Raw genomic sequence first — 20,954 nt, 5'->3', positions numbered from 1 at the left:
CTGCTCCTTTCATTTTAGGGAGGATATATAATCTTGAGCAAATTATTATACCTTAAAAGGTTAGGAGTAGTTCACATAAATTTAAGTTAACAGAAACTAGGAATATAAAAGGAGAAATGTATGAGTATAGCATCAGAATGGAATATACAGCAAAAAGAATTAAAAGAATTAATAGGAAAAAAAGAAACTTTTGATAAAGCAAAAGATCTTTATCTATCCATGCACAGATATCTTCATTTTTCTGATAATGACAATACTTTAATGAATCAATTATGGGAAATGCTTGATATAAAAGATTTTTCAATCATGCCAACTGCCAAAGATGTGACAATAGCTTGGAACATATGGCATATCACAAGAATAGAAGATTTAACTGTGAATATCCTTATAAGTAATTCTGAACAGATTTATAATAAGGAATGGCAGAAAAAAATGAAGGTATCTGTTAATGATACTGGAAATGCAATGACTGATGATGAAATAATGAACTTAAGCAAAAGTATAGATATAGAAGTGTTAAAAGAATATAGAAAAGCTGTGGGTACTCAAACTCAATCAATATTTTCAAAGCTTAAATTTGAAGATATGAAAAGAAAAGCAGAAAAGAAGGGTATAGAAAAAATATTGAATGAGGGTGGAGTCACTGATCATCCTGATTCAATATGGCTCTTAGATTTCTGGGGAAAAAAGAATGTTGCTGGAATAATACTTATGCCTGGAACTAGACATCAAATAGGACATATAAATGACTGCTATAATTTAAAAAACAGTATTAATAGAAAAAAAGAGTATTATAAAAGTTAAAAGAGGATAAAACTCAAATTTAGACTTAATTTTAGAAGTTATTAAATTACTAAAATTATATTTCTATTTGTGAGTTATCCTCTTTTTTTATCTTGATAATTTCTGTAATGATTTTAAAATCATCTTATTTTTCTGCATTTTTTCAAATTTACTCAATAGCCAATTAAGCTCCTGCTCATTAATGTTAAGTTCTTCTTTTATGTAACTTTCCAGTTTTTCTACTTCCTGTGGTAAAAGGATAGGTCTCGTAGAGCTGTTTATTTCTTCAACTGTTCCTTCTCCTTCAAAGAAAAGCAATACCTTTTTCCAGTTAGATAGTAAATCTGTTTTTCTTAACAGCATAATAGATTTATAATCAAGCTGAGGTATCTCTTTATAACCTTTTCTTTTCAAAAAAGTTTTAATTTCCTCATCTTTTTCACTAGCCAAGATAACTTCCCCAGCTTTTTTACTATTCATTATTTTGGGAAGTCTTTTGACTTTATCTTTACTTCTAAGATATTTAGATAAAGGAATAGTTTTTACTTCATTATAAAATTCACAGACATAATCATTAAATGTCATGTCATCTGGAATCTGGTTATTTTCTATTATTTCAATCATTTCATCAATTTTAGTAAAGTTTATCATTGTTTCTGAATCTCCTATCTTTTCAAAATAATCTTGCATAAATTATAACATTTATAGAAAGATTTTAAAAGGAAATTTGAAACTTGTCAAATAATATGTTAGTATTTAATTAGGAATGGTTAACTGGAGGAACATTGAAATGAGATTAGATAAATTTTTAACAGAATGTGGACTGGGAAGCAGAAGAGAAGTAAAAGAAATCCTCAGAACAGGAGAAATAACTGTAAATGGAATAATTGCTAATAATCCGCAAATGAATATAAAAGAAAATTCAGATGAAGTTTTTTATCAAGAAAAAAAACTTGAATATAAAAAATTCAGATACTACATATTAAACAAAAAAGCAGGATATATAACAGCTGTAGAGGACAATAGTGAACAAACAGTTATGGAGCTGCTGCCTGATTGGGTAATAAAGAAAGATCTAGTTCCTGTAGGAAGATTGGATAAAGACACTGAAGGACTTTTGCTGCTGACAAATGATGGAGCATTAAATCATAAACTGCTATCTCCAAAAAGTCATGTAGAAAAAACTTATTATGCTGATCTTGAAAAAGATATTTTAGAAGATGATTTAACAAAATTAAGAAACGGATTAGATATAGGTGGTTATATTACAATGCCAGCAAAAGCATCAAAGGTAGATTCAAATAAAATACATCTAACTATAAAAGAGGGAAAATTTCACCAAGTAAAAAAAATGCTGGAAGCAGTTGGAAATAAAGTGGTATTTTTAAAAAGAATATCATTCGGAAAATTAAATTTAGATAATCTAGAACTTGGAGAAGTAAAAGAGATAAATTCAGAAGACATCATATAATTTTCTTAATTTTTTTAATAGGACTTTTTAAAAGAGGTAAAAATGGATATAATAAAAAGAGAAGAAGCAGGAATAGCAGTCAGCAGAAGAAAAAAAAGAAATAAAGAGGAACGTAAAAGTATATTCGAAATATATCGTTCTCAAAAAACCCTTAAAGATTATATGTTTTACCTCAAAGATTTTCTAAACTTTGTATATGAAGGAGAAGAAAATATAAGAGCAGAAGAGTTAATCGAGCTGATGAAAGATGTAGAAAAACAAGATGTGGAAGACTATATCGCCTGCTTGGTAGAAGAGAGAAAACTAAAAAAAACATCTATAAATAAGATAATTTCTTCATTAAAATCTCTATATAAAGAGATGGAAAAAAATGGTTATGAAAATCCGTTTAAATATGTAGAACTTTTTAAAGTATCAAGAAATATTGATAATGTACTTAAATTATCTTTTGAGGATATAAAAAAAATTATAGGACAATATCAAATAAATGGAGAAAAGGACTACAGAAATGTAAATATTTTATATACATTATTTTATACTGGAATGAGAAGCCAAGAATTAATCAATCTTAAATTCAAGCATATCTTAGAAAGAGAAGGGAACTATTATATAAAATTGGAAGAAACTAAAAGTGGTCGTGAACAATATAAATCTGTGCATAATATTCTTATCCAAAAATTAAAGGAGTATAAGGGATATCTTCAATCATTGTATAATATAGATGATACCAAGATAGAAGAACAGTATGTTTTTAGCAGCTCAACAGAAAAAAACACTCAACTTTCTTACAGAGCACTTTATGATCTTGTACAAAATATGGGCAAACTAATAGGAAAAGATATCAGTCCACATAATGTACGTCATGCTGTTGCTACAGAACTTTCTATTAATGGTGCAGATATTTTAGAAATAAGAGATTTTCTTGGTCATGCTGATACAAGAGTAACAGAAGTATATATAAATGCTAAATCAATTTTAGAAAAAAGAGTTTTAGAAAAACTTCCTGTCTTTTCTTCTTTAGAAGATATAGATGAAAAAAAATAGTCTTATAATTTAAATTAAGAAAAAAATAAAAAATTTCAAGAAATTTATTTATAAACAAATAATTTCTTAAATAATTTCATTTTTAACCTAAATTACAATATAAGCTTAATATTTATACATAATTTATAAAAAATTATCTTATTTTAACAAATTAATTAGAGAATAATTTATTATTATTTTAATTAAAATTATTTAAATAATTTTTCAGCATATAATTAACATTATATGTGGTTTAGTTATCCGAAATAATAAAATAAAAATTATTTTAAATAATTTATGAGTTTTTTATAATAAAAAGAGATATCAAAAATTTTCTGATTACTCAGTAAGAAATTTTCATTTAAAAAGATATCTCTTTTTTATTTTTTCTCATTAATTATATTTTTAAAAAAGTCCTATAGTTTTATTTAAAAAACAAATAAATTTTCTCCCTATCTATTTCTTTCAAATAATTATAAAAAATATTTTCTTAAAGTTATAAACATTTTTTATTTTTCTTAATAAAAATTATAGGTTCATTTTTGAAAATTGCTTCAAAACAAAATTTTAATCAAAACTTAGATTTTTATTTTCATATATCAGCAATAATTTTTAATTAAAAAATTTAAAACAATTTGATATTTCAAAAAAATCAGAAATATTTTATAATTCTATTGTAGTTTTAAAAACTACTACAGCAGTTCCAGATATCTCAACTTTCACTGGTTCTTTATTTTCTATGTGGACATTTACATTTATTTTTCCTTCTCTACCAATAGACATCCCTTGTTTGGCACTAAATTTAAAATTATCCTCCTTAAATTTAGCTAGTTCATACTTGACTATATATGCACCTACTGGTCCATTTGCATTTCCTGTAACTGGATCTTCTTCTATACCTATAGCTGGCGCGAACATTCTTCCTTTCAAAAGAATATCTTTTTCATCACTGTCAAAAGTAAATACAAAATATCCATTACAATTTATAATGTTGCTCAATTTATTGAGTTCTTTCATATCAGGTTTCAAATTATGAAGCTGCTTATAATCTTTTATTCCTATCATTACTTTAGAATGTCCTGTTGAAACTATTTGTACTGGAGCTTCTGTTATTAAGTCATTATTATCTATACCTAAAGCAGAAACTAATCTTCCTAAATTTTTTTCTTCTATAATATCTCCAAACTCTACTTTTCCTTGAATCATGGTAATATTATATCCGATTTTTTTGGGTTCTATTTCAACTGGCAGGATTCCAGCACCTGTTTTTTGCCTGATACAAGTATTTTCTTTAATTTTCCTTTCTAAAGCAATAACATAATGAGCTGCAATAGTTGCATGTCCACAAATAGGAACCTCTTTTAAAGGAGTGAAAAATCTCACATGTATATCATATTCTTTTGAATCAGATGAAAAAATAAAAGCTGTTTCAGAATTATTTAATTCTCTAGCTATTTTCTGCATATCCTTTTCACTTAATCCATCAGCATTATAAACTACTCCTGCTGGATTACCTAAAAATTTTTTATCTGAAAAAGAGTCAATTTGATAAACTTTATAAATTTTTGACATAATTCCTCCTGCTTTACTTTGATTGATTAAATTATAACATTTTGATTCAAAAAATAAAAGAGCTAGAACATTTCTATTCTAGCTCTAATCTATTATTTAAATAATACTATTAATGCTGGATCTAAAACTCTAAATGAAAAACTTTCAGTTATAAATAACTCTACAACACTTTCATTATGGTTTTGATATCCTAATGCATAATCTTCACCAATTATTAGTTCAATATTTTCATCATCAAATGGAAGGAGTATAGCCCCATCTATTGATTTACTTACTATTATTTTATGACCTAGTATCTTTTCCAGTTTTTCAGGTAATGAATATTCTTTTACTATTGTATTTAGATAGTACCATTTTTCATTACTTACTACTAGAACATAAGGTTTTTTAGCGAAAGCTGCATCTAATTTTAGTATTCCTTCAAAGATAACCTTTAAAGTTTTATCAGCAGTTTTTCCAAAATCTAAAGTATCATAACTGCTTGATTTATATATTCCTTCTATTTGTCCTTCTTCCAGTCCTTTGAATATAGCTTCCTCTTCAAATTTAGCAGCCTTTCTTACTCCCTCATCTAAAGAAGTATAGTCTACATCCTTTGCTCCTCTTTCAATATTATCTAATTCCCATCTGCTTAAAGGGAAACATATTCTAGATTCAGTAAGGGGCTGTACTTTATATACTCCATATTTAATATCATCCTTAGTTTTTACATCCATTCTTCCTGTAGTTATAGATGTTACTTCTCTTCCTAATGGTCCTGTTACTCTTACAAATTTTCTAGCTGATAATTCTTTTGATAATACTGCAGTTGCTCTTTCTTCTATTTCTTTCCATCCATTAGCTGTAATAGGTGCTAATTCTCTTTTTAAAAAATCCATATATATAACCTCCCAATTATTTTAAATTTCCTATTTTTAATGAAGAAGAAGATTGTGCTCCATCTCCAGAGGTAGCTTGTTCTTCAATATCTTCCAATGATCCTTCTGTGAATAAGTAATCTTTTAATTCATGATCAAATTCAGGAATAGTTCTTCTTAACCATTCAATTATCATGGCAGCATGTTCTAATTCTTCATTTCTATTATGTATCATAAGTTTTCTTAATTCTTCATCAGTAGCAAGTTCTGCTCTCTGATTATATACATCTACTGCATCCATTTCTTCTCTAAGACTTTCGATTGCTCTAGTTATGTCTTTTGTATTGTTACTTAATGTTTTCATGTTCTCCTGCATTGCTTTCATAGCTTCTACCATAATTCTTACCTCCAATTTATATTACATTACTAATAAACTCTTATATATTATTATTCAACAGTCTAGAGAGAATTCCTTTAAAAAAAAATAAAAAAAGACCTGAAATTTTAAAAAATTTCAAGCCCATTTCTTCAATTGAAATTACTTTTATAAATTAAAGAATTTTAATCATAAATATTTGTAAAACTATTTAGTATTATATAAATCTGCCAGTATTTTGTCTGTATCTAGATTATTTTTTTCTATATCTTTAAAATATCTGTAAGTTCCAACTTTCAATTCAGCACAAGCTGCTTCATCAGAAACTATTATTCCACATCTGTGTAATTGCAGAGCTGAAATAGTCCACATATGGTTAACTCCTTCTTCTACTCCATAATGAAGTGCTCTCGCTTTATTAAGACCAGTTACCATAATAAGAACTTCTCTGGCATCAAGTATTGTTCCTACTCCCACAGTTAATGCTAATGTAGGAACTGCATTTATATCTCCACCAAAAAATCTCGCATTAGCGGCTATTGTATCCATTGTAAGTTCTTTATCTCTAGTTCTAGAAGCAAGTGAGGATCCTGGTTCATTAAAAGCAATATGCCCATCAGGTCCAACTCCACCTAAAAATAGATGAATTCCACCATATGATTTTATTTTATCTTCATATCTTTGACATTCAGCTTCATAATCTTCAGCCATTCCATCAAGTATATTTATATTCTCTTTTTTTATGTCTATATGATTAAAAAAATTATTAAACATATAATAATGATAACTTTGGTCATTATCAGGTGTAAGTCCTACATATTCATCCATATTAAATGTAACTACATTTTCAAAAGAAACTATTCCATCTTTGTTAAGCTCTATAAGTCTTTTATACATTTCTAAAGGTGTTCCACCAGTAGGAAGTCCTAATACAAAAGGATTTTCTTTTGTAGGTTTAAATTCATTAATTTTTTTTGCTACATATACTGCAGCCCAATCTCCAACTTTTTTTTCTGTTATGATAACTCTCATGATACCCTCCATATGATTCTATTTTAAAAAACCTTATTAATTAAGCTTAAAACCTTTCACAAGTTCAATAGCTTTGAAAATATAATCTTGTAAGTCTTCATTTTCAAGCATAAGTTTTATATATATCATATCTATTACTGTTAATTGTGAAATTCTTGGAGATAAAGCTGTTGCTCTAAAATCGCTCTTCATTTCTACTGTGCTTAATTTTATATCTCCTAATTCCCGTATAGGACTTTGAACTACACTTGTTAATGTAATTATTTTTATTTTCTTATTTTTGGCAGCTTTTACAAGGTTGAATACTTCTAATGTTTTACCACTATGAGATATTACAAAAAGCACATCATTTTCATTCATTGTAGCTAAACAACTCAACTGCATATGAGTATCAGCTTCAAATAAACTTTCTTTACCTAATTCTAAAAGCTTAAAATGAAAATCTTTAGCTACTATTCCAGAAAACCCTACTCCAGCAAGCATAATTTTTCTGGCACCAGATATTACCTTTACAGCTTTTTCTAATTCTTTAAAATCTGTTATCTCATAAGTATTATTTACTGCCATTGTATTTTCAGTAGCTACTTTTTTACCAATTATTTCAAAAGTATCAGAAGGTTTAATTTCTTCATGCATTATATTTACATGCGATTCCGCTTTTCTATTTCCAATATCTTGACTAAGTGAAAGCTTAAAATCAGGAAATCCTTTAAAGCCAAGTTTTTTTGAAAACCTTACAATAGAAGCTTGACTAGTATCACAATTATTTGCAATTTCATAAGTATTAAGATTCTTTATCCTTTCAGGATCCGCCAGTATATACTCAGCTATTTTCTTTTCTATAGATGTAAGTTGATTTTTCATAGCATTTAATTTAATAATTACTCCCATTTTAAAACGCCCCCTTTAAATTTCAGTTCCCCCTTGGTATAAATTTCCCATTTTCATTTCTTTTTCAATACTATTTAAAACATCTCTTTTATTAAGACTCCATAATGGTGCTTCCAGTGTATCTTTATTTCCATCTCCTGTCAATCTATGTATAACTATATTATACGATATATTTTGTAATATTTTAACTACTTTTTTCACATATTCATCTTTTTTTTGTATTTTTAATTCATTTGCCTTATAATATTTTTCTAATTCAGTGTTTTTTATAATATGCAGTAAATGTAACTTTATACCCCATGTCCCACATTTCTCAGAAAATATGGCTGTATTTAAAGAGTCTTCTTCTTTTTCTCCTGGAAGCCCTATAATTATATGAGTAACAAATTTTATACTATGTTTTTTTAATTTTTCTGCTGCTTTTTCATAAGTTTTTAAAGGATATTGTCTATTGATAACTTCTGCAACTTTTTCATTTATAGTCTGAAGTCCAAGCTCTATCCATAAAAAATATTTATTATTTATTTCATCCAATAATTCTATTACATTATCTTCTAAGCAGTCTGGTCTGGTAGCAATAGCCAGCCCTATAACTCTGGGATGAGCTAAAGCTTCATAATATACTTTTCTTAAATATTCAACATTTCCATAAGTATTAGTAAAATTTTGAAAGTAAGCTATGACTTTTCCAGAAGGAAATTTTTTTTCTATAAGTTTTAATTGTTCATTTATCTGTTCACTAATAGATAATTTTCTGCTTCCACCAAAATCACCACTGCCACTTTCACTACAGAATATGCACCCTTCAGTACTTAAAGTCCCATCTCTGTTTGGACAGGTAAATCCTCCATCTAATGAAACTTTATATATTTTTTCTCCAAAAGTATTTTTAAAATAATTATCTAAAGAATTATATCTTTTTCTATTATTCATTGTTGTTCCTTTCTAAAATTGAAATTTCTTTATTATATTGTAATAAATTTTAAAGAAAAAAGAAACATTATATTATATTTTTTATTAGTGATATCTTTATATTCTTTTAAAATAATTGATAAAATATTTTGTATCATTTCAATAATGAAAATATATTTTAAACAATATTAAAGAAAAATAAAAATAGTATTTCATATTATTTAATATTATATTATAATGTTATTAATAATTAATTATTTGACCAATGAAAGCATATTTTAAACAGTATTAATAAAAATATAAAATAAAATATATATTTCAAAGAGGATATTGAAGTTTAGAGAAAGCATTCTAAAATGAAAAAAATTATTATAAAAAATTTTAAAAATGACTATATAATATTAAAAACATAGGGGGAAGAAATGAACAGACAGTTAAGAGCGAATTTTTTTGTAGGATTAGTAGCTCTATTTTGGGGTTCAACTTATTTTCTAACTAAGATAGGAATAGGTTTATTGGAACCATTTAATCTTACTACTCTAAGATTCGGAACAGCTTTTTTAGTGACAGCTGTATTCTTTCATAAAAGAATATTAAACTCAGATAAAGTAACATTAAAATATTCAGTTATATTAGGAATTTTAGCATTTATATCAGTGCTCACAATGACCATTGGAGTAAAATATACAAGTGCTTCTAATGCAGGATTTTTAATAAGCCTTTCTGTAGTAATGATTCCAGTAATATCAGTTATTTTTTTAAAAAAGAAAATAAAATTTAGATTGCTTGTAAGTGTTATTTTGGCAAGTATGGGTATAGCTTTTTTAACTTTAAATGAGCAGTTGACTATAAATAAAGGAGATTTATTATGTATTATCTGTGCTTTCGCTTTTGCTCTCCAAGTATTAGTTATGGAACAGATTCCTAAAAATGCAGATTCAGTAGCCATAGGTGCTTTACAAATGGGAATAATTGCTATTATGAATGGACTTATCTCATTCACTACTGAATCTTTTAAATTTCCACATGATATGAAATTATGGGGAGTAATAATAATATTAGGTATATTTTGTACAGCAGTTTGTTATATTATGCAGATATATGCCTTAAAAGATACCAGTGCTATACAAGCTGGAATAATTTTATCTTTAGAGCCTGTATTTTCAGCATTTTTTGCTTTCGTATTCCTTGATGAACTTCTTTCAGTAAAAGGTTACATAGGAGCTGTTTTATTATTTATAAGTGTTATTTTAGCTGGAGTTATTTAGTTATAACTCCATTTTTATATTCTGGAACTATATCAAACATATCCATAGTAAAACAATGGCTCATATCCTCATGAAAACCTATTGTTTTTAAATATTCGAAATGCTTGCTTCCTTCTAAAGTGTTTTCTATACTAAGTGATGTTTCAGCTAATTTTTTCATAGCAAGGCTTATATCTGTAAGCTTTACATTTTTATTTTTCTCTTTTACTCTTTTTATTATTTCTCCTGCACACAGTGCATCATCTAAAGAGAAATTATTATCTGTTCCTGAGCAAATTATCACAGTATCATCATTTTCCTTTAGTATTTTTTCAGCTACACTTTCCACATTTAAGAAAGCTGCTATAAAAAGTTTTTTAGAACCATTTGCAGAATTTTCAATAGCTCTTGTTCCATTACTAGTAGTCATAAATATATCCTTTCCCTTTACAGCTTCCTTTGTATATTCTAATGGAGAGTTTCCAAAATCAAACCCTTCAATTTTTAAACCTTTCCTTTCTCCACCTAATATAAAAGATTTAGATTTTTTTGAATTTTCTAATACACTTTCAATATCTTGATATGGATATACTGCCTTTGCTCCATTTGCTAAAGCTGTTATCATTACACTTGTTGCTCTCAATACATCTATTATTACTATAATTTTATTTTTTATTTTTTCAGGCTGTATATCTGCTGCTGTTAAAATAATATCTATTTTCATTTATTTTCTCCTCATATAATTATTTATATAGTAATTATATCACTTTTATTCAAAAAAGAAGAGAATCAAACTAATTTTTCTAAAAGAGAAGTACTATAAAAAATAAACAGCCTCAATTCTGTGAAATACAAAATTTTAGCTGTTTAAAATTAAAATATTCATTTTATAAAATGTCAACTTTTATCATTCTTTTAAAATTGTATATATTATTAATTAAAATATTTTTGAATAAGTTTGTCATAAGTTCCATTTTCTTTAATTTCACTAAGAGCTTTTTCTACTTTTTCTAAAAGTACCTTATCATTTTTTCTAACTGCAATTGCATATTCTTCCTGTTCTGCATCTGCATCAGCCAAAATTAAACCTTTATTTTGTGCAACATAATTTTTAGCTGGTTCAGAATCTAGTACAATGGCTTCAACTTTTCCAGCTTGAAGTGCCATTATTCCAGCATATGCAGCATTAAATCTTTCGATTTTGACCCCTTCAATTTCACTGACAACCATATCACCAGTAAATCCAAGCATAACTCCTACTTTTTTTCCTTTAAGATCTGCAAAAGATTTTATAGAATTATCTTCTTCTTTTACTATAATAACTTGACTGGCAGTATAATAAGGCTGTGTGAAAGATACAGTTTTCATTCTTTCTTCATTAGCTGTCATTCCAGCTATTACCAAATCAACTTTTTTCATTTGAAGTGCTGGAAGCAGTCCATCAAAAGCCATGTCTACTATTTTAATATCTGCATCTATTATCTTTCCAATCTCTTGTACTAAATCCATGTCAAAACCTGTTATTTCACCATTTTCAAGATATTCAAATGGTGGAAATTCTGCATTTGTTCCAACATAAATTTTATCTTTTGCCAATACTGTTACTGATAATGCTAAAATCATAGCTGTCATTAATAATGATTTCAATAATTTATTCATATTATTACCCCCTTCTTATAAATCTATTAAACTACAAATTTCTTATTTATTCAAGACTTTCTCTAAAAATTCTTTTGTTCTTTCATGTTTTGGATTATCAAACAGTTCAGCAGGGGTAGTATCTTCTAATATATCTCCTCTATCCATAAAAAATAATCTATTTGCAACATTTCTTGCAAAACCCATTTCATGTGTAACTATAAGCATTGTCATTCCTTCTTTTGCCAGACCTCTCATAACATCCAGAACCTCTTTAATCATTTCTGGGTCAAGAGCAGATGTAGGCTCATCAAAAAGCATCACTTCAGGTTCCATAGCAAGAGCTCTCGCTATAGCTATTCTCTGTTTTTGCCCTCCAGATAATTGATTTGGATAAGCATCTGCTTTCTCTGTCAATCCTACTTTTTCTAATAATATCATTGCTTTTTTTTCTGCTTCATCTTGAGAATAACCTTTTAATTTCATAGGTGAAAGAGTAAGGTTTTCTAAAACTGTTTTATGTGGAAAAAGATTAAAATGCTGAAATACCATTCCTACTTTCTCACGTACTTTATTTATATCAGTATCTGGAGCCATGAGATCTTTACCTTTAAAATATATATGTCCAGCAGTAGCTTCTTCAAGTCTGTTCAGGCATCTAAGGAAAGTAGATTTTCCACTTCCAGAAGGTCCTATTATTGCCACTATATCTCCTTTGTGGATTTCAGCACTTATATTTTTTAATACTTCTAATTTTCCAAAGTTTTTATATAAATTATTTACTTTAATCACTTACCTTCAACCCCTTTTCTATTCCTCTCATGAATTTAGTAAATACAGCTGTCAATATCAGATATATTAAACCTACTGCCAATAGAGGTTCAACTCCTCTGTATGTCTGACTTGTAATAATATTTGCTGATCTCAATAAATCTACTCCTCCAATAAATCCTACTATAGATGTTTCTTTCAACAATGTAATAAATTCACTTACCAATGCTGGAAGTATTTTTTTTACAGCCTGTGGAATAATTATTTCTTTCATTGCGATACCATAAGGCATTCCAAGAGCTCTTGCAGCTTCCATTTGTCCTTTATCAAGTCCTTCTATACCAGCTCTTATTATTTCAGCAACATAAGCACCTGAATTTATTCCAAAAGATAATCCAGCTATAACAAGTATAGGGGTATCTCTTAATGCTCCTACAAATATTAAGTTAGCAAGTATCATAAGCTGTACAACTGCCGGTGTTCCTCTTATAAGATCTACATATGCAAATGCCAGTGACGATATTGGATTAAATTTTTCCCAACCTTTTTTATGTTTTAATGGATAAAAATGTGACAATTCCATAAGAGCAATAAGTATACCTAATATCACTCCTATTAAACCTGCCAGCATAGTTGTCCCAATAGAGAAAGCCAGACCATTTACAATATACATGTATCTGTTTCCTCCTAGAAAAATATCTTTTAGTAATGCTAAATACTCCATTTGTTCCCCCTTCATTTATTTAAAATTTTATTCTTTTATAAAAAAAAGTACAGCCTTCAAAAATAGGTCTGTACTTAAACTCTTAAAAAAACAAAATCAATAGATAAATATCTATTGACCATTCTCATTTTATACTCATGGAAATATATTAGAATTTCCAATCTTTTCAAAGAAAGTTTAATATTGATCAGCCAATTTTAAAGATAAGGTGATATTCAATTTTCTATTAGTAAATTCCTTATCCTATTATTCCTGAATTTCATTTGCTTTCTCCCTCATGATTTATTTCCATATATTTTTTATTATTATACGCTATTACTTTTGAAAAGTCAATTTTTTTATTGACAATACTTTTTTTTCAATAAAATACTTTTTTAAATTTTTTTTTCATTAAGTATTGACAAGGACATCAACTAATGATATTATACTAAATTATATTGAAGTGATAATAATTTAATAAGGAAGTGATAAAAATGAGTTACAAATCAAAATTAGACATCAGGCAGACTGAAGTCGCAATCAAACAGGTAAAAGATTTCTTTGAAAGGGAATTAGCTAAAGAACTAAATTTAACAAGAGTTTCAGCTCCATTATTTGTTAAGCCAGAAAGCGGATTAAACGATAACTTAAATGGAATCGAAAGACCAGTAAGCTTTGTTACAAAAGCTGGAGATAAGGCTGAAATTGTTCACTCTTTAGCAAAATGGAAAAGAATGGCACTTCACAATTATAACTTCAATATAGGAGAAGGACTATACACTGACATGAATGCTATAAGAAGAGATGAAGATACAGATTTCATCCACTCATATTATGTTGACCAATGGGACTGGGAAAAGATAATAGCTAAAGAGGATAGAAAAGAGGAAACTCTAAAAGAAATAGTTTCTGGAATATTTGAAGTATTGAGAAAAACCGAAGAATATGTTATTTCTTTATATCCTGAAATAGATAAAAAGATACCTGAGAAAATAACATTTGTTACTGCACAAGAGCTTGAAAATAAATATCCTCTGCTTACTCCAAAAGAGAGAGAACATGCAGCAGCAAAAGAATATGGTGCTATATTTCTTATGAAAATAGGTGGTGCTCTTGATTCAGGAGAAAAACATGATGGAAGAGCTCCTGACTATGATGACTGGGAATTAAATGGAGATATAATCATAAATTATGAACCTCTAGGAATAGGATTAGAACTTTCATCTATGGGAATAAGAGTAGATGAAGATTCATTAGTAAAACAACTTAAAATAGCTGGTTGTGAAGAGAGAAGAGAGTTAGATTATCATAAAAAACTTATCAATAGAGAACTTCCATATACAATTGGTGGTGGAATAGGACAATCTCGTATTTGTATGTTCTTCCTTGATAAACTTCATATAGGAGAAGTTCAAGCTTCTATATGGCCAAAAGAAATTCATGAAATATGTAAAAAATTAAATATTCATCTTTTATAAACAAAAATTTAATTATGTGAATATTTACAAGAAAATTTTAAGAATTGTGAAATTTATGAAATAAAGTCAGATTAATACAGCGAAATTGAACGCTGAAAAATATAACTGTTTGAGTGTAACGAGTTTTGGATTTTTAGTGAAATAAGCCTAATTAATCAACTTTATTAAATATGAAACAATTTATAATTTTCTTTAAATTAAACAGACATTATGATAGTATTTTAATCCTCTCATTCAATTGAGAGGATTTTCTTTTTTTTAAAAATATGGTAAAATATTTTGATAAAACTCAAGGGGGAAAGAAAATTGATTACTTACATTTTACTGAAACAAATAATAATAATGTTTATGCTTATGGGGGTAGGTGCTGTACTTTATAAATTAAAATACATCACTGATCAGGGAGCAAAGGAATTTGGAAATGTTTTACTTCGTATAATTATACCAAGTGTTATTATTAAATCATATATAGTTGAATTTACTCCAGAAAAATTCAGAGATATGTGGATGTCAACTGGACTGGCTCTTTTAGGACTTCTTTTGGCAATGGCAGTTTCAGCTGTTGTCTATGGTAAAAGAAAACCAATTGAAAATTTTGCTTCATCATTTTCAAATGCTGGATTCATTGGAATTCCACTTACACAAGCAGTTTTTGGCAGTGAAGCTGTCTTTTATGTAGCTGCTTATGTCACTCTTCTAAATCTTTTTCAATGGACTTATGGAGTATTTATAATGACTGGAGAAACTGAAAATATAAAACCTAAAAACCTTATTACCAATCCAATGCTTGTAAGTATGATAATAGGTCTTGTAACATTTCTTTTCTCAATTCCTGTACACGAAACAGTTGTAAAAACAATAGGTTTTCTTGCCTCAATGAATACTCCAGTTGCTATGTTAGTATTAGGTGTATTTCTTGCTAAAGCTGATATAAAAGATATTTTTCTTGATTATAAAATCTATCCATGCATGGCTATGAGGCTTTTAGTTATTCCATTGATAACTTTAGGAATATTTTATTTCCTACCAATAGATAATACTATTATGGTAATGTCAGTTCTTATTGCTGCTTGTACTTCAGTTGGAGGAAACATTGCAATCTTTGCGCAACAGTATAATAGAAATTATCTTCTTGCCATAAAAACAGTTTGTCTCAGTACTATTCTTTCTATTGTTACAATACCATTGTTCTTTATGGCAGTTCAAATGTTATATATGTGAAATACCCATTCAAATTGAACAATTTAAATTATGATATTTACAGTTTATAGGTTATAATAATATTAGAATAAAAAATATATAAAGAGGTGTTGTATGTTTAGATTAATAAAAAATGTTGAAGTATACTCTCCCAAATTTCTTGGAATAAAGGATATTCTTTTTTACAATGATAAAATAGTAAAGATAGGAAATGATATAAATATTGATGGTTTTGACTGTGAAATTATAGATGGAACTGGGAAAAAAGCTATTCCAGGATATATTGATCAGCATATCCATATCACTGGTGGTGGTGGTGAAGGAAGTTTTAAAACAAGAGTACCTGAAGCTCCTCTATCTAAAATAGTTGAAGCTGGAGTTACTACAGTAGTTGGTGTACTTGGTACTGACAGCACTACAAGAAATGTTGAAAATCTTCTTGCTAAAGCTAAAAGCCTAAAAGAAGAAGGAATATCTTGCTATATTACAACAGGAGCTTATGAATTTCCTTCTCCTACTATTACTGGAACAGTAAAAAGGGATGTCACTTTTATTGAGGAAATAATAGGGGTAAAACTTGCTATTTCAGATCACAGAGCTTCTTTTATCAATGAAAATATTTTGGAGGATTTAGGCTCACAAGTGAGAACTGCTGGAATGTTTGCTGATAAAGCAGGAATAGTTGTTCTTCATATGGGTGATGGAAGCAGAGTTCTCTCTCAAGTATTGAATGTTATTAAAGATTCTGAAATACCAATCAAACATTTTATTCCTACACATGTAAACAGAAAGGCTGAAGTATTTGAAGCAGCTTTAGATTTTGCGAAAAGAGGTGGTTACATTGATATTACTTCTTCATTTACAGAGGAAGACTATATGACAGCAGCTAAAGGAGTAATTGCTGCTCAGAAAGCTGGAGTGCCTTTAGATCGTATTACATTCAGTTCTGATGGATATGGAAGTTTTTCAGATTATGATGAAGCAGGAAATCTTATCAGAATAGGTGCTTCCCCCATAGATACTGACCACCAGCAGATAATAGAGCTTGTTAAAAAATATGGATTTGATCTTGAAGAAGCCCTTCAATTTCTTACTGTAAATCCTGCCAAAGCTTTAAAACTTTATCCAAATAAAGGAATACTTACTGAAGGCAGCGACGCTGATATGATATTGCTAGATGAAAATTTAGATATCAATGATGTTTTTGCACTTGGAAAACAATTTGTAAAAAATAAAAAAGTTATTATTAAAGGAACATACGAAAATTGATTTACAACAGGAGGGAAAATGTCAGAAAAAAATATTAAGGAAGAAGATATTGACCTTGAGAACATACAATATCAAGAGAAATATGATGAGAAAACTTTTCTTAACAAATTAGGAAGTGTTGTAAAAAAAGTAGGATTAAAAGGTGTTTATTATATATTGATTCTATATTTTACTATGAAGAAAAAAGGAATACCGCCAAGAGAAAAATCTATTATAATAGGAGCTTTAGGATATTTTATCCTCCCATTGGATATTCTTCCAGATATTACTCCATTGGTTGGATATACTGATGATTTAATAGCTTTGGGATTAGCTCTTGCAAAAGTAGCCCCATATATTGATGATGATGTAAAAGCAAAAGCTAAGGATGCAGTAAAAAAACTTTTTAAAACTACTGATGAGGAATTAGAGAAATTCCTATAAAAAATAAAAATGGATACCTAAAAGTAAAGGTATCCATTTTTATAACTAAATCTTTTTTGCTGCAATAAATTTTACCTTTGTATTATTTTGATGTTCAGGATTTTTAAAAAGTGATAAAAGCTCTTGTTTTATTTCCTTTGAAATTTTTTCTGGATAATATTTATTTATATCTAATCTATCTAAACGACTTTTCCACATTTCAAAAACTTCATCATCCATAATTCCAGAAGCTGTCAGTTCAGTATCTTCAAGGTCTTTCTCCGTAATTATTTCCATATATAATCTTTTAAGAATATTTTTAATTTTTCTTCCTGCCTGAAAATCATATACTCCATTTTCTTTTATATGTTCTTCATATCTTGCAAGTTTTCCAAAATTTTCTTCTGATAAAGGCTGATGTCCTCTTAAAAGATCATCAATTTCTATTAAGGCTATCCAGCCCCCAACCTTTAACTTTTCCACCCAGTTTTCAATAACTTTCTTCATATCTTTGGGAAAATAAGCTATTGAATAACTTGAGAATATTCCATCTAATTCTTCCGTGATATAGTCGATATTTGAAATATCATTCTCTATTATATTTACATTTTTTATATTCTTTTCTTTTAGGTTATTGAGGAGATTTTTATTTCTGTCAACAGCTATTACATGCTTTACTCTTTCTGAAACTATTTCAGTAAATCCGCCAGTTCCACATCCCAAATCAGCAATAATCTGATTATTTTCTATAGGAAGTAATTCCAGTATTTCCATCCATTTACGATATTTCTGTTGTTTTTCATATTCATCTCTCAATTCCATTTCAATCTTTGCTCCTTTTGTCTTCTAAGCACCTAAATATGCTTTTTTAATTTCTGGGTTATTCATAAGTTCTTTAGCATTTCCTTCAAGTGTTATGTTGCCAGTTTCAATAACATATGCACGATGAGATATAGACAGTGCCATTTTTGCATTTTGCTCTACCAATAAGATAGTAGTTCCTGCTTCATTCAATTTTTTAATTACTGCAAATATTTCTTTTACAAATAATGGTGAAAGTCCCATAGAGGGTTCATCAAGTATTAAAAGCTTAGGTCTGCTCATAATAGCTCTTCCCATAGCAAGCATCTGCTGCTCCCCACCAGAAAGTGTTCCAGCCATTTGATTTTTTCTTTCAGACATTCTCGGGAAAACTTCATAAAATCTAGCACGGTCCTTTTCAAGATTTTCTGGAGTATCTTTTATAGTGAAAGCTCCTAACTTTAAATTATCTTTTACTAATAATCTTGAAAATATTCTTCTTCCTTCTGGAACTTGAGCTATTCCAATTTCACATATTTTATGTGATTTCTCTTTAGTGATGTCTTTTCCTTCAAATATTATATTTCCCAACTTAGATTGGATAAGTCCAGAAATCGTCTGCAAAGTAGTTGTTTTCCCTGCACCATTGGCTCCAATCAGAGAAACTATTTCTCCCTGTTTTACATTTAGGGAAATTCCTTTTAAAGCATGAATATTATCATAATATACGTGTAAATCTTTTATTTCAAGCATGTTTTCCATGAGATTATTCCTCCTCTTCTCCAGTTTCATCCTCATCATCCTGTCCAAGATATGCTGTAACAACTGCTGGTTCATTTACCACTTTCTTAGGATCTCCAGAGGCAATTATATTTCCATGATCCAATACAACAAGTCTTTCACAAATTCCTAGTACCAGTTTCATATCATGTTCTATCAAAAGAATTGCTATATTGAATTTATCCCTAATTAAACGAATAGTATTCATGAGTTCTTCAGTTTCTGTAGGATTCATTCCTGCTGCTGGTTCATCTAAAAGAAGTACCTTTGGATTAGTAGCCATTGCACGTGCTATCTCCAGTTTTCTTTGTTTTCCATATGGAAGATTTCCTGCTGCTGTATGTGCATATTCTTCTAATCCGAATATTTTTAAAAGATTCATAGCTTTTTTTTCAGCTTCTTTTTCTTCTCTCCAGTATTTGGGAGTACGAAACATTCCAGCCAGTATTCCATATTTCATATTAAAATTATTTGCTACAAGTACATTTTGAAGAACAGAAAGATATTTAAAAAGTCTGATATTCTGAAATGTTCTTGCCAGTCCCTTTTTAACTAATTTAAATGTAGGCATCTTATTGATAACCTCTCCATTAAATCTATATTCCCCAGAAGTTGGAGAATATACTCCAGTAAGAATATTAAAAACTGTTGTTTTTCCTGCACCATTTGGTCCAATAAGTCCTACAAGCTCATTTTCTTTTATTTCAAGATTAAAATCTGTAACAGCTTTAAGAGCACCAAAAGTGATAGATATATCTTTTGCACTTAAAATAGGATTACTCATTTGTATCACCTTTTTTCTTCATAAATCTTTCAATTACCTTAGTTATCTGGAATTCTTTACGTCCTAATAATCCAGTTGGACGGAATATCATTGTCATAATAAGGAGCAGAGAATAAACTATCATACGATAATCAGAGAATCCACGAAGAACCTCTGGCAGAATAGTTAAGGCTATTGCTGAAAGAATAGAACCTGTAAAACTTCCCATTCCTCCCAGTACAACCATTACCAGTATATTGATTGAATAGTTGTAGTCAAACTGTCTTGCACCTAATATACCAAGATAATGTGCATAAACTCCCCCAGCCACTCCTGCGAATACAGCTGAAATAGTAAATGCAAATGTCTTATAATATGTAGTGTTGATACCAGAAGCACCACTTGCTATTTCATCTTCACGAATGGATAAAACAGCCCGTCCATGTCTGCTGGTCATGACTGAAAACATCATCATAACAGATACAGCCATAATTATATAAATAACACCAAATTTATTGAAACGAGGAATTCCACGAAGTCCTTGTGCTCCTCCAGTAAAACTGAAATATTCAATAAGAACTCTTATAATTTCTCCAAATGCCAATGTAATAATAGCAAGATAATCTCCATTTAATCTAAGAGCTGGAATACCAATTATGATTCCAATAATTCCAGCGACTATTCCTCCAATAATAAGAGCCAGAATATATCCAGGAATTCCTTCAACAATTCCGCTTTTAGCAAATAAGGCAGCAGCATATGCTCCAACAGACATAAATCCAGCATGTCCAATAGTTATCTGTCCCAGGCACCCAACTGTAACATTAAGACTTACAGCAAGAATTATATTTATACAGATAAGGGTAAGAATATTTGTTTGATATCTTGAAATAAATCCAGCTCCAATCATGCCTATAAGTATGAAATAAAGAACTGCTAATAAAATAAATGTTGAAATATAACTAATCATTTTTGTTTTTGACAT

Annotated in this window: 23 protein-coding genes; 8 read left to right on the top strand and 15 right to left on the bottom strand. The window is 28.7% G+C overall.

Annotated elements, in window-relative coordinates; genetic code table 11:
* Window positions 1-120 precede the first annotated feature (120 nt).
* Window positions 121-804 (top strand): DinB family protein, encoded by a 684-nt coding sequence (locus tag E6771_RS09315; protein WP_316091030.1) that lies wholly within the window; start codon window positions 121-123, stop codon window positions 802-804.
* A gap of 87 nt (window positions 805-891) precedes the next feature.
* Here the strand turns inward: E6771_RS09315 and E6771_RS09310 are convergent, their stop codons facing one another.
* Window positions 892-1,434 carry a hypothetical protein gene (locus tag E6771_RS09310; protein ID WP_316091029.1) on the bottom strand — a complete coding sequence of 181 codons (543 nt, stop codon included), beginning with the start codon at window positions 1,432-1,434 and terminating at the stop codon, window positions 892-894.
* 139 nt (window positions 1,435-1,573) lie between these two features.
* On the opposite strand from E6771_RS09310, the gene E6771_RS09305 reads away from it, so the two are divergent.
* Complete coding sequence (locus E6771_RS09305) at window positions 1,574-2,254, top strand: pseudouridine synthase (protein WP_316091028.1); 681 nt, start codon at window positions 1,574-1,576, stop codon at window positions 2,252-2,254.
* 42 nt (window positions 2,255-2,296) lie between these two features.
* Window positions 2,297-3,298: a tyrosine-type recombinase/integrase gene (locus tag E6771_RS09300; RefSeq protein ID WP_316091026.1), complete on the top strand. Its 1,002-nt coding sequence runs from the start codon at window positions 2,297-2,299 to the stop codon at window positions 3,296-3,298.
* Window positions 3,299-3,940: 642 nt separating this feature from the next.
* On the opposite strand, the gene E6771_RS09295 is transcribed toward E6771_RS09300, so the two are convergent.
* The 6 genes from E6771_RS09295 to E6771_RS09270 all read right to left on the bottom strand — a co-directional run bounded on the left by E6771_RS09295 (window position 3,941) and on the right by E6771_RS09270 (window position 8,938).
* Window positions 3,941-4,849: a PhzF family isomerase gene (locus E6771_RS09295; RefSeq protein WP_316091024.1), complete on the bottom strand. Its 909-nt coding sequence runs from the start codon at window positions 4,847-4,849 to the stop codon at window positions 3,941-3,943.
* A 92-nt stretch (window positions 4,850-4,941) separates the two neighbouring features.
* On the bottom strand, window positions 4,942-5,727 hold the full coding sequence (locus E6771_RS09290) for a family 1 encapsulin nanocompartment shell protein (protein ID WP_316091023.1): 786 nt from the start codon (window positions 5,725-5,727) through the stop codon (window positions 4,942-4,944).
* Between the two features lie 16 nt (window positions 5,728-5,743).
* On the bottom strand, window positions 5,744-6,103 hold the full coding sequence (locus tag E6771_RS09285; protein WP_316091022.1) for a ferritin-like domain-containing protein: 360 nt from the start codon (window positions 6,101-6,103) through the stop codon (window positions 5,744-5,746).
* Window positions 6,104-6,289: 186 nt separating this feature from the next.
* A complete protein-coding gene (nagB, locus tag E6771_RS09280) occupies window positions 6,290-7,114 on the bottom strand; it encodes a glucosamine-6-phosphate deaminase (RefSeq protein ID WP_316091021.1) in 825 nt (274 codons plus the stop codon).
* Between the two features lie 36 nt (window positions 7,115-7,150).
* The gene (locus E6771_RS09275; protein WP_316091020.1) at window positions 7,151-8,005 is read right to left on the bottom strand and encodes a MurR/RpiR family transcriptional regulator; all 855 of its coding nucleotides are present in this window, start codon (window positions 8,003-8,005) and stop codon (window positions 7,151-7,153) included.
* Between the two features lie 15 nt (window positions 8,006-8,020).
* The gene (locus tag E6771_RS09270) at window positions 8,021-8,938 is read right to left on the bottom strand and encodes a TIGR01212 family radical SAM protein (protein ID WP_316091019.1); all 918 of its coding nucleotides are present in this window, start codon (window positions 8,936-8,938) and stop codon (window positions 8,021-8,023) included.
* 401 nt (window positions 8,939-9,339) lie between these two features.
* On the opposite strand from E6771_RS09270, the gene E6771_RS09265 reads away from it, so the two are divergent.
* Window positions 9,340-10,185, top strand: a complete 846-nt coding sequence (locus tag E6771_RS09265; protein ID WP_316091016.1) for a DMT family transporter — start codon at window positions 9,340-9,342, stop codon at window positions 10,183-10,185.
* Here the strand turns inward: E6771_RS09265 and E6771_RS09260 are convergent.
* The 4 genes from E6771_RS09260 to E6771_RS09245 form a co-directional block, all read right to left on the bottom strand.
* Window positions 10,178-10,888, bottom strand: a complete 711-nt coding sequence (locus E6771_RS09260; protein WP_316091015.1) for a 2-phosphosulfolactate phosphatase — start codon at window positions 10,886-10,888, stop codon at window positions 10,178-10,180. The two genes, E6771_RS09265 and E6771_RS09260, sit on opposite strands and share 8 nt — an antisense overlap.
* A gap of 209 nt (window positions 10,889-11,097) precedes the next feature.
* Complete coding sequence (locus E6771_RS09255) at window positions 11,098-11,823, bottom strand: basic amino acid ABC transporter substrate-binding protein (protein WP_316091014.1); 726 nt, start codon at window positions 11,821-11,823, stop codon at window positions 11,098-11,100.
* 42 nt (window positions 11,824-11,865) lie between these two features.
* Window positions 11,866-12,594 carry an amino acid ABC transporter ATP-binding protein gene (locus E6771_RS09250; RefSeq protein ID WP_316091012.1) on the bottom strand — a complete coding sequence of 243 codons (729 nt, stop codon included), beginning with the start codon at window positions 12,592-12,594 and terminating at the stop codon, window positions 11,866-11,868.
* Window positions 12,587-13,297, bottom strand: coding sequence for an amino acid ABC transporter permease (locus tag E6771_RS09245; RefSeq protein ID WP_316091011.1), 711 nt, complete (start codon window positions 13,295-13,297; stop codon window positions 12,587-12,589). The genes E6771_RS09250 and E6771_RS09245 overlap by 8 nt, the downstream gene beginning before the upstream one ends.
* 473 nt (window positions 13,298-13,770) lie before the next feature.
* Between E6771_RS09245 and asnA the strand changes: the two genes are divergently transcribed.
* From asnA to E6771_RS09225, 4 genes are all read left to right on the top strand, one after another.
* The gene (gene asnA, locus E6771_RS09240) at window positions 13,771-14,754 is read left to right on the top strand and encodes an aspartate--ammonia ligase (RefSeq protein ID WP_316091010.1); all 984 of its coding nucleotides are present in this window, start codon (window positions 13,771-13,773) and stop codon (window positions 14,752-14,754) included.
* Between the two features lie 306 nt (window positions 14,755-15,060).
* Window positions 15,061-15,975, top strand: a complete 915-nt coding sequence (locus E6771_RS09235) for an AEC family transporter (protein WP_316091009.1) — start codon at window positions 15,061-15,063, stop codon at window positions 15,973-15,975.
* Between the two features lie 93 nt (window positions 15,976-16,068).
* A complete protein-coding gene (gene iadA / locus E6771_RS09230) occupies window positions 16,069-17,223 on the top strand; it encodes a beta-aspartyl-peptidase (protein WP_316091008.1) in 1,155 nt (384 codons plus the stop codon).
* Between the two features lie 18 nt (window positions 17,224-17,241).
* On the top strand, window positions 17,242-17,646 hold the full coding sequence (locus E6771_RS09225; protein ID WP_316091007.1) for a YkvA family protein: 405 nt from the start codon (window positions 17,242-17,244) through the stop codon (window positions 17,644-17,646).
* Between the two features lie 45 nt (window positions 17,647-17,691).
* Here the strand turns inward: E6771_RS09225 and E6771_RS09220 are convergent, their stop codons facing one another.
* The 4 genes from E6771_RS09220 to E6771_RS09205 are packed head-to-tail and all read right to left on the bottom strand — an operon-like array spanning window position 17,692 to window position 20,954.
* The gene (locus tag E6771_RS09220; protein ID WP_316091006.1) at window positions 17,692-18,447 is read right to left on the bottom strand and encodes a class I SAM-dependent methyltransferase; all 756 of its coding nucleotides are present in this window, start codon (window positions 18,445-18,447) and stop codon (window positions 17,692-17,694) included.
* A 24-nt stretch (window positions 18,448-18,471) separates the two neighbouring features.
* A complete protein-coding gene (locus E6771_RS09215; RefSeq protein ID WP_316091005.1) occupies window positions 18,472-19,188 on the bottom strand; it encodes an ABC transporter ATP-binding protein in 717 nt (238 codons plus the stop codon).
* A 4-nt stretch (window positions 19,189-19,192) separates the two neighbouring features.
* Window positions 19,193-19,990: an ABC transporter ATP-binding protein gene (locus E6771_RS09210; protein ID WP_410054671.1), complete on the bottom strand. Its 798-nt coding sequence runs from the start codon at window positions 19,988-19,990 to the stop codon at window positions 19,193-19,195.
* Window positions 19,983-20,954, bottom strand: coding sequence for a branched-chain amino acid ABC transporter permease (locus tag E6771_RS09205; protein ID WP_316091004.1), 972 nt, complete (start codon window positions 20,952-20,954; stop codon window positions 19,983-19,985). The genes E6771_RS09210 and E6771_RS09205 overlap by 8 nt, the downstream gene beginning before the upstream one ends.

Source organism: Fusobacterium sp., assembly GCF_032477075.1.
In the GTDB taxonomy this organism is placed as follows: domain Bacteria; phylum Fusobacteriota; class Fusobacteriia; order Fusobacteriales; family Fusobacteriaceae; genus Fusobacterium_A.
Note: the sequence above shows the minus strand (reverse complement) of the source record. Positions and strands in the feature narration are given on the sequence as shown.

What these genes read in the sequence shown, in the direction of transcription:
- E6771_RS09315 (WP_316091030.1), top strand. Translation starts at nt 121, where the DNA reads ATGAGTATAGCATCAGAATGGAATATACAGCAAAAAGAATTAAAAGAA.
- E6771_RS09310 (WP_316091029.1), bottom strand. Translation starts at nt 1,434, where the DNA reads ATGATAAACTTTACTAAAATTGATGAAATGATTGAAATAATAGAAAAT.
- E6771_RS09305 (WP_316091028.1), top strand. Translation starts at nt 1,574, where the DNA reads ATGAGATTAGATAAATTTTTAACAGAATGTGGACTGGGAAGCAGAAGA.
- E6771_RS09300 (WP_316091026.1), top strand. Translation starts at nt 2,297, where the DNA reads ATGGATATAATAAAAAGAGAAGAAGCAGGAATAGCAGTCAGCAGAAGA.
- E6771_RS09295 (WP_316091024.1), bottom strand. Translation starts at nt 4,849, where the DNA reads ATGTCAAAAATTTATAAAGTTTATCAAATTGACTCTTTTTCAGATAAA.
- E6771_RS09290 (WP_316091023.1), bottom strand. Translation starts at nt 5,727, where the DNA reads ATGGATTTTTTAAAAAGAGAATTAGCACCTATTACAGCTAATGGATGG.
- E6771_RS09285 (WP_316091022.1), bottom strand. Translation starts at nt 6,103, where the DNA reads ATGGTAGAAGCTATGAAAGCAATGCAGGAGAACATGAAAACATTAAGT.
- nagB (WP_316091021.1), bottom strand. Translation starts at nt 7,114, where the DNA reads ATGAGAGTTATCATAACAGAAAAAAAAGTTGGAGATTGGGCTGCAGTA.
- E6771_RS09275 (WP_316091020.1), bottom strand. Translation starts at nt 8,005, where the DNA reads ATGGGAGTAATTATTAAATTAAATGCTATGAAAAATCAACTTACATCT.
- E6771_RS09270 (WP_316091019.1), bottom strand. Translation starts at nt 8,938, where the DNA reads ATGAATAATAGAAAAAGATATAATTCTTTAGATAATTATTTTAAAAAT.
- E6771_RS09265 (WP_316091016.1), top strand. Translation starts at nt 9,340, where the DNA reads ATGAACAGACAGTTAAGAGCGAATTTTTTTGTAGGATTAGTAGCTCTA.
- E6771_RS09260 (WP_316091015.1), bottom strand. Translation starts at nt 10,888, where the DNA reads ATGAAAATAGATATTATTTTAACAGCAGCAGATATACAGCCTGAAAAA.
- E6771_RS09255 (WP_316091014.1), bottom strand. Translation starts at nt 11,823, where the DNA reads ATGAATAAATTATTGAAATCATTATTAATGACAGCTATGATTTTAGCA.
- E6771_RS09245 (WP_316091011.1), bottom strand. Translation starts at nt 13,297, where the DNA reads ATGGAGTATTTAGCATTACTAAAAGATATTTTTCTAGGAGGAAACAGA.
- asnA (WP_316091010.1), top strand. Translation starts at nt 13,771, where the DNA reads ATGAGTTACAAATCAAAATTAGACATCAGGCAGACTGAAGTCGCAATC.
- iadA (WP_316091008.1), top strand. Translation starts at nt 16,069, where the DNA reads ATGTTTAGATTAATAAAAAATGTTGAAGTATACTCTCCCAAATTTCTT.
- E6771_RS09225 (WP_316091007.1), top strand. Translation starts at nt 17,242, where the DNA reads ATGTCAGAAAAAAATATTAAGGAAGAAGATATTGACCTTGAGAACATA.
- E6771_RS09220 (WP_316091006.1), bottom strand. Translation starts at nt 18,447, where the DNA reads ATGGAATTGAGAGATGAATATGAAAAACAACAGAAATATCGTAAATGG.
- E6771_RS09215 (WP_316091005.1), bottom strand. Translation starts at nt 19,188, where the DNA reads ATGGAAAACATGCTTGAAATAAAAGATTTACACGTATATTATGATAAT.
- E6771_RS09210 (WP_410054671.1), bottom strand. Translation starts at nt 19,990, where the DNA reads ATGAGTAATCCTATTTTAAGTGCAAAAGATATATCTATCACTTTTGGT.
- E6771_RS09205 (WP_316091004.1), bottom strand. Translation starts at nt 20,954, where the DNA reads ATGTCAAAAACAAAAATGATTAGTTATATTTCAACATTTATTTTATTA.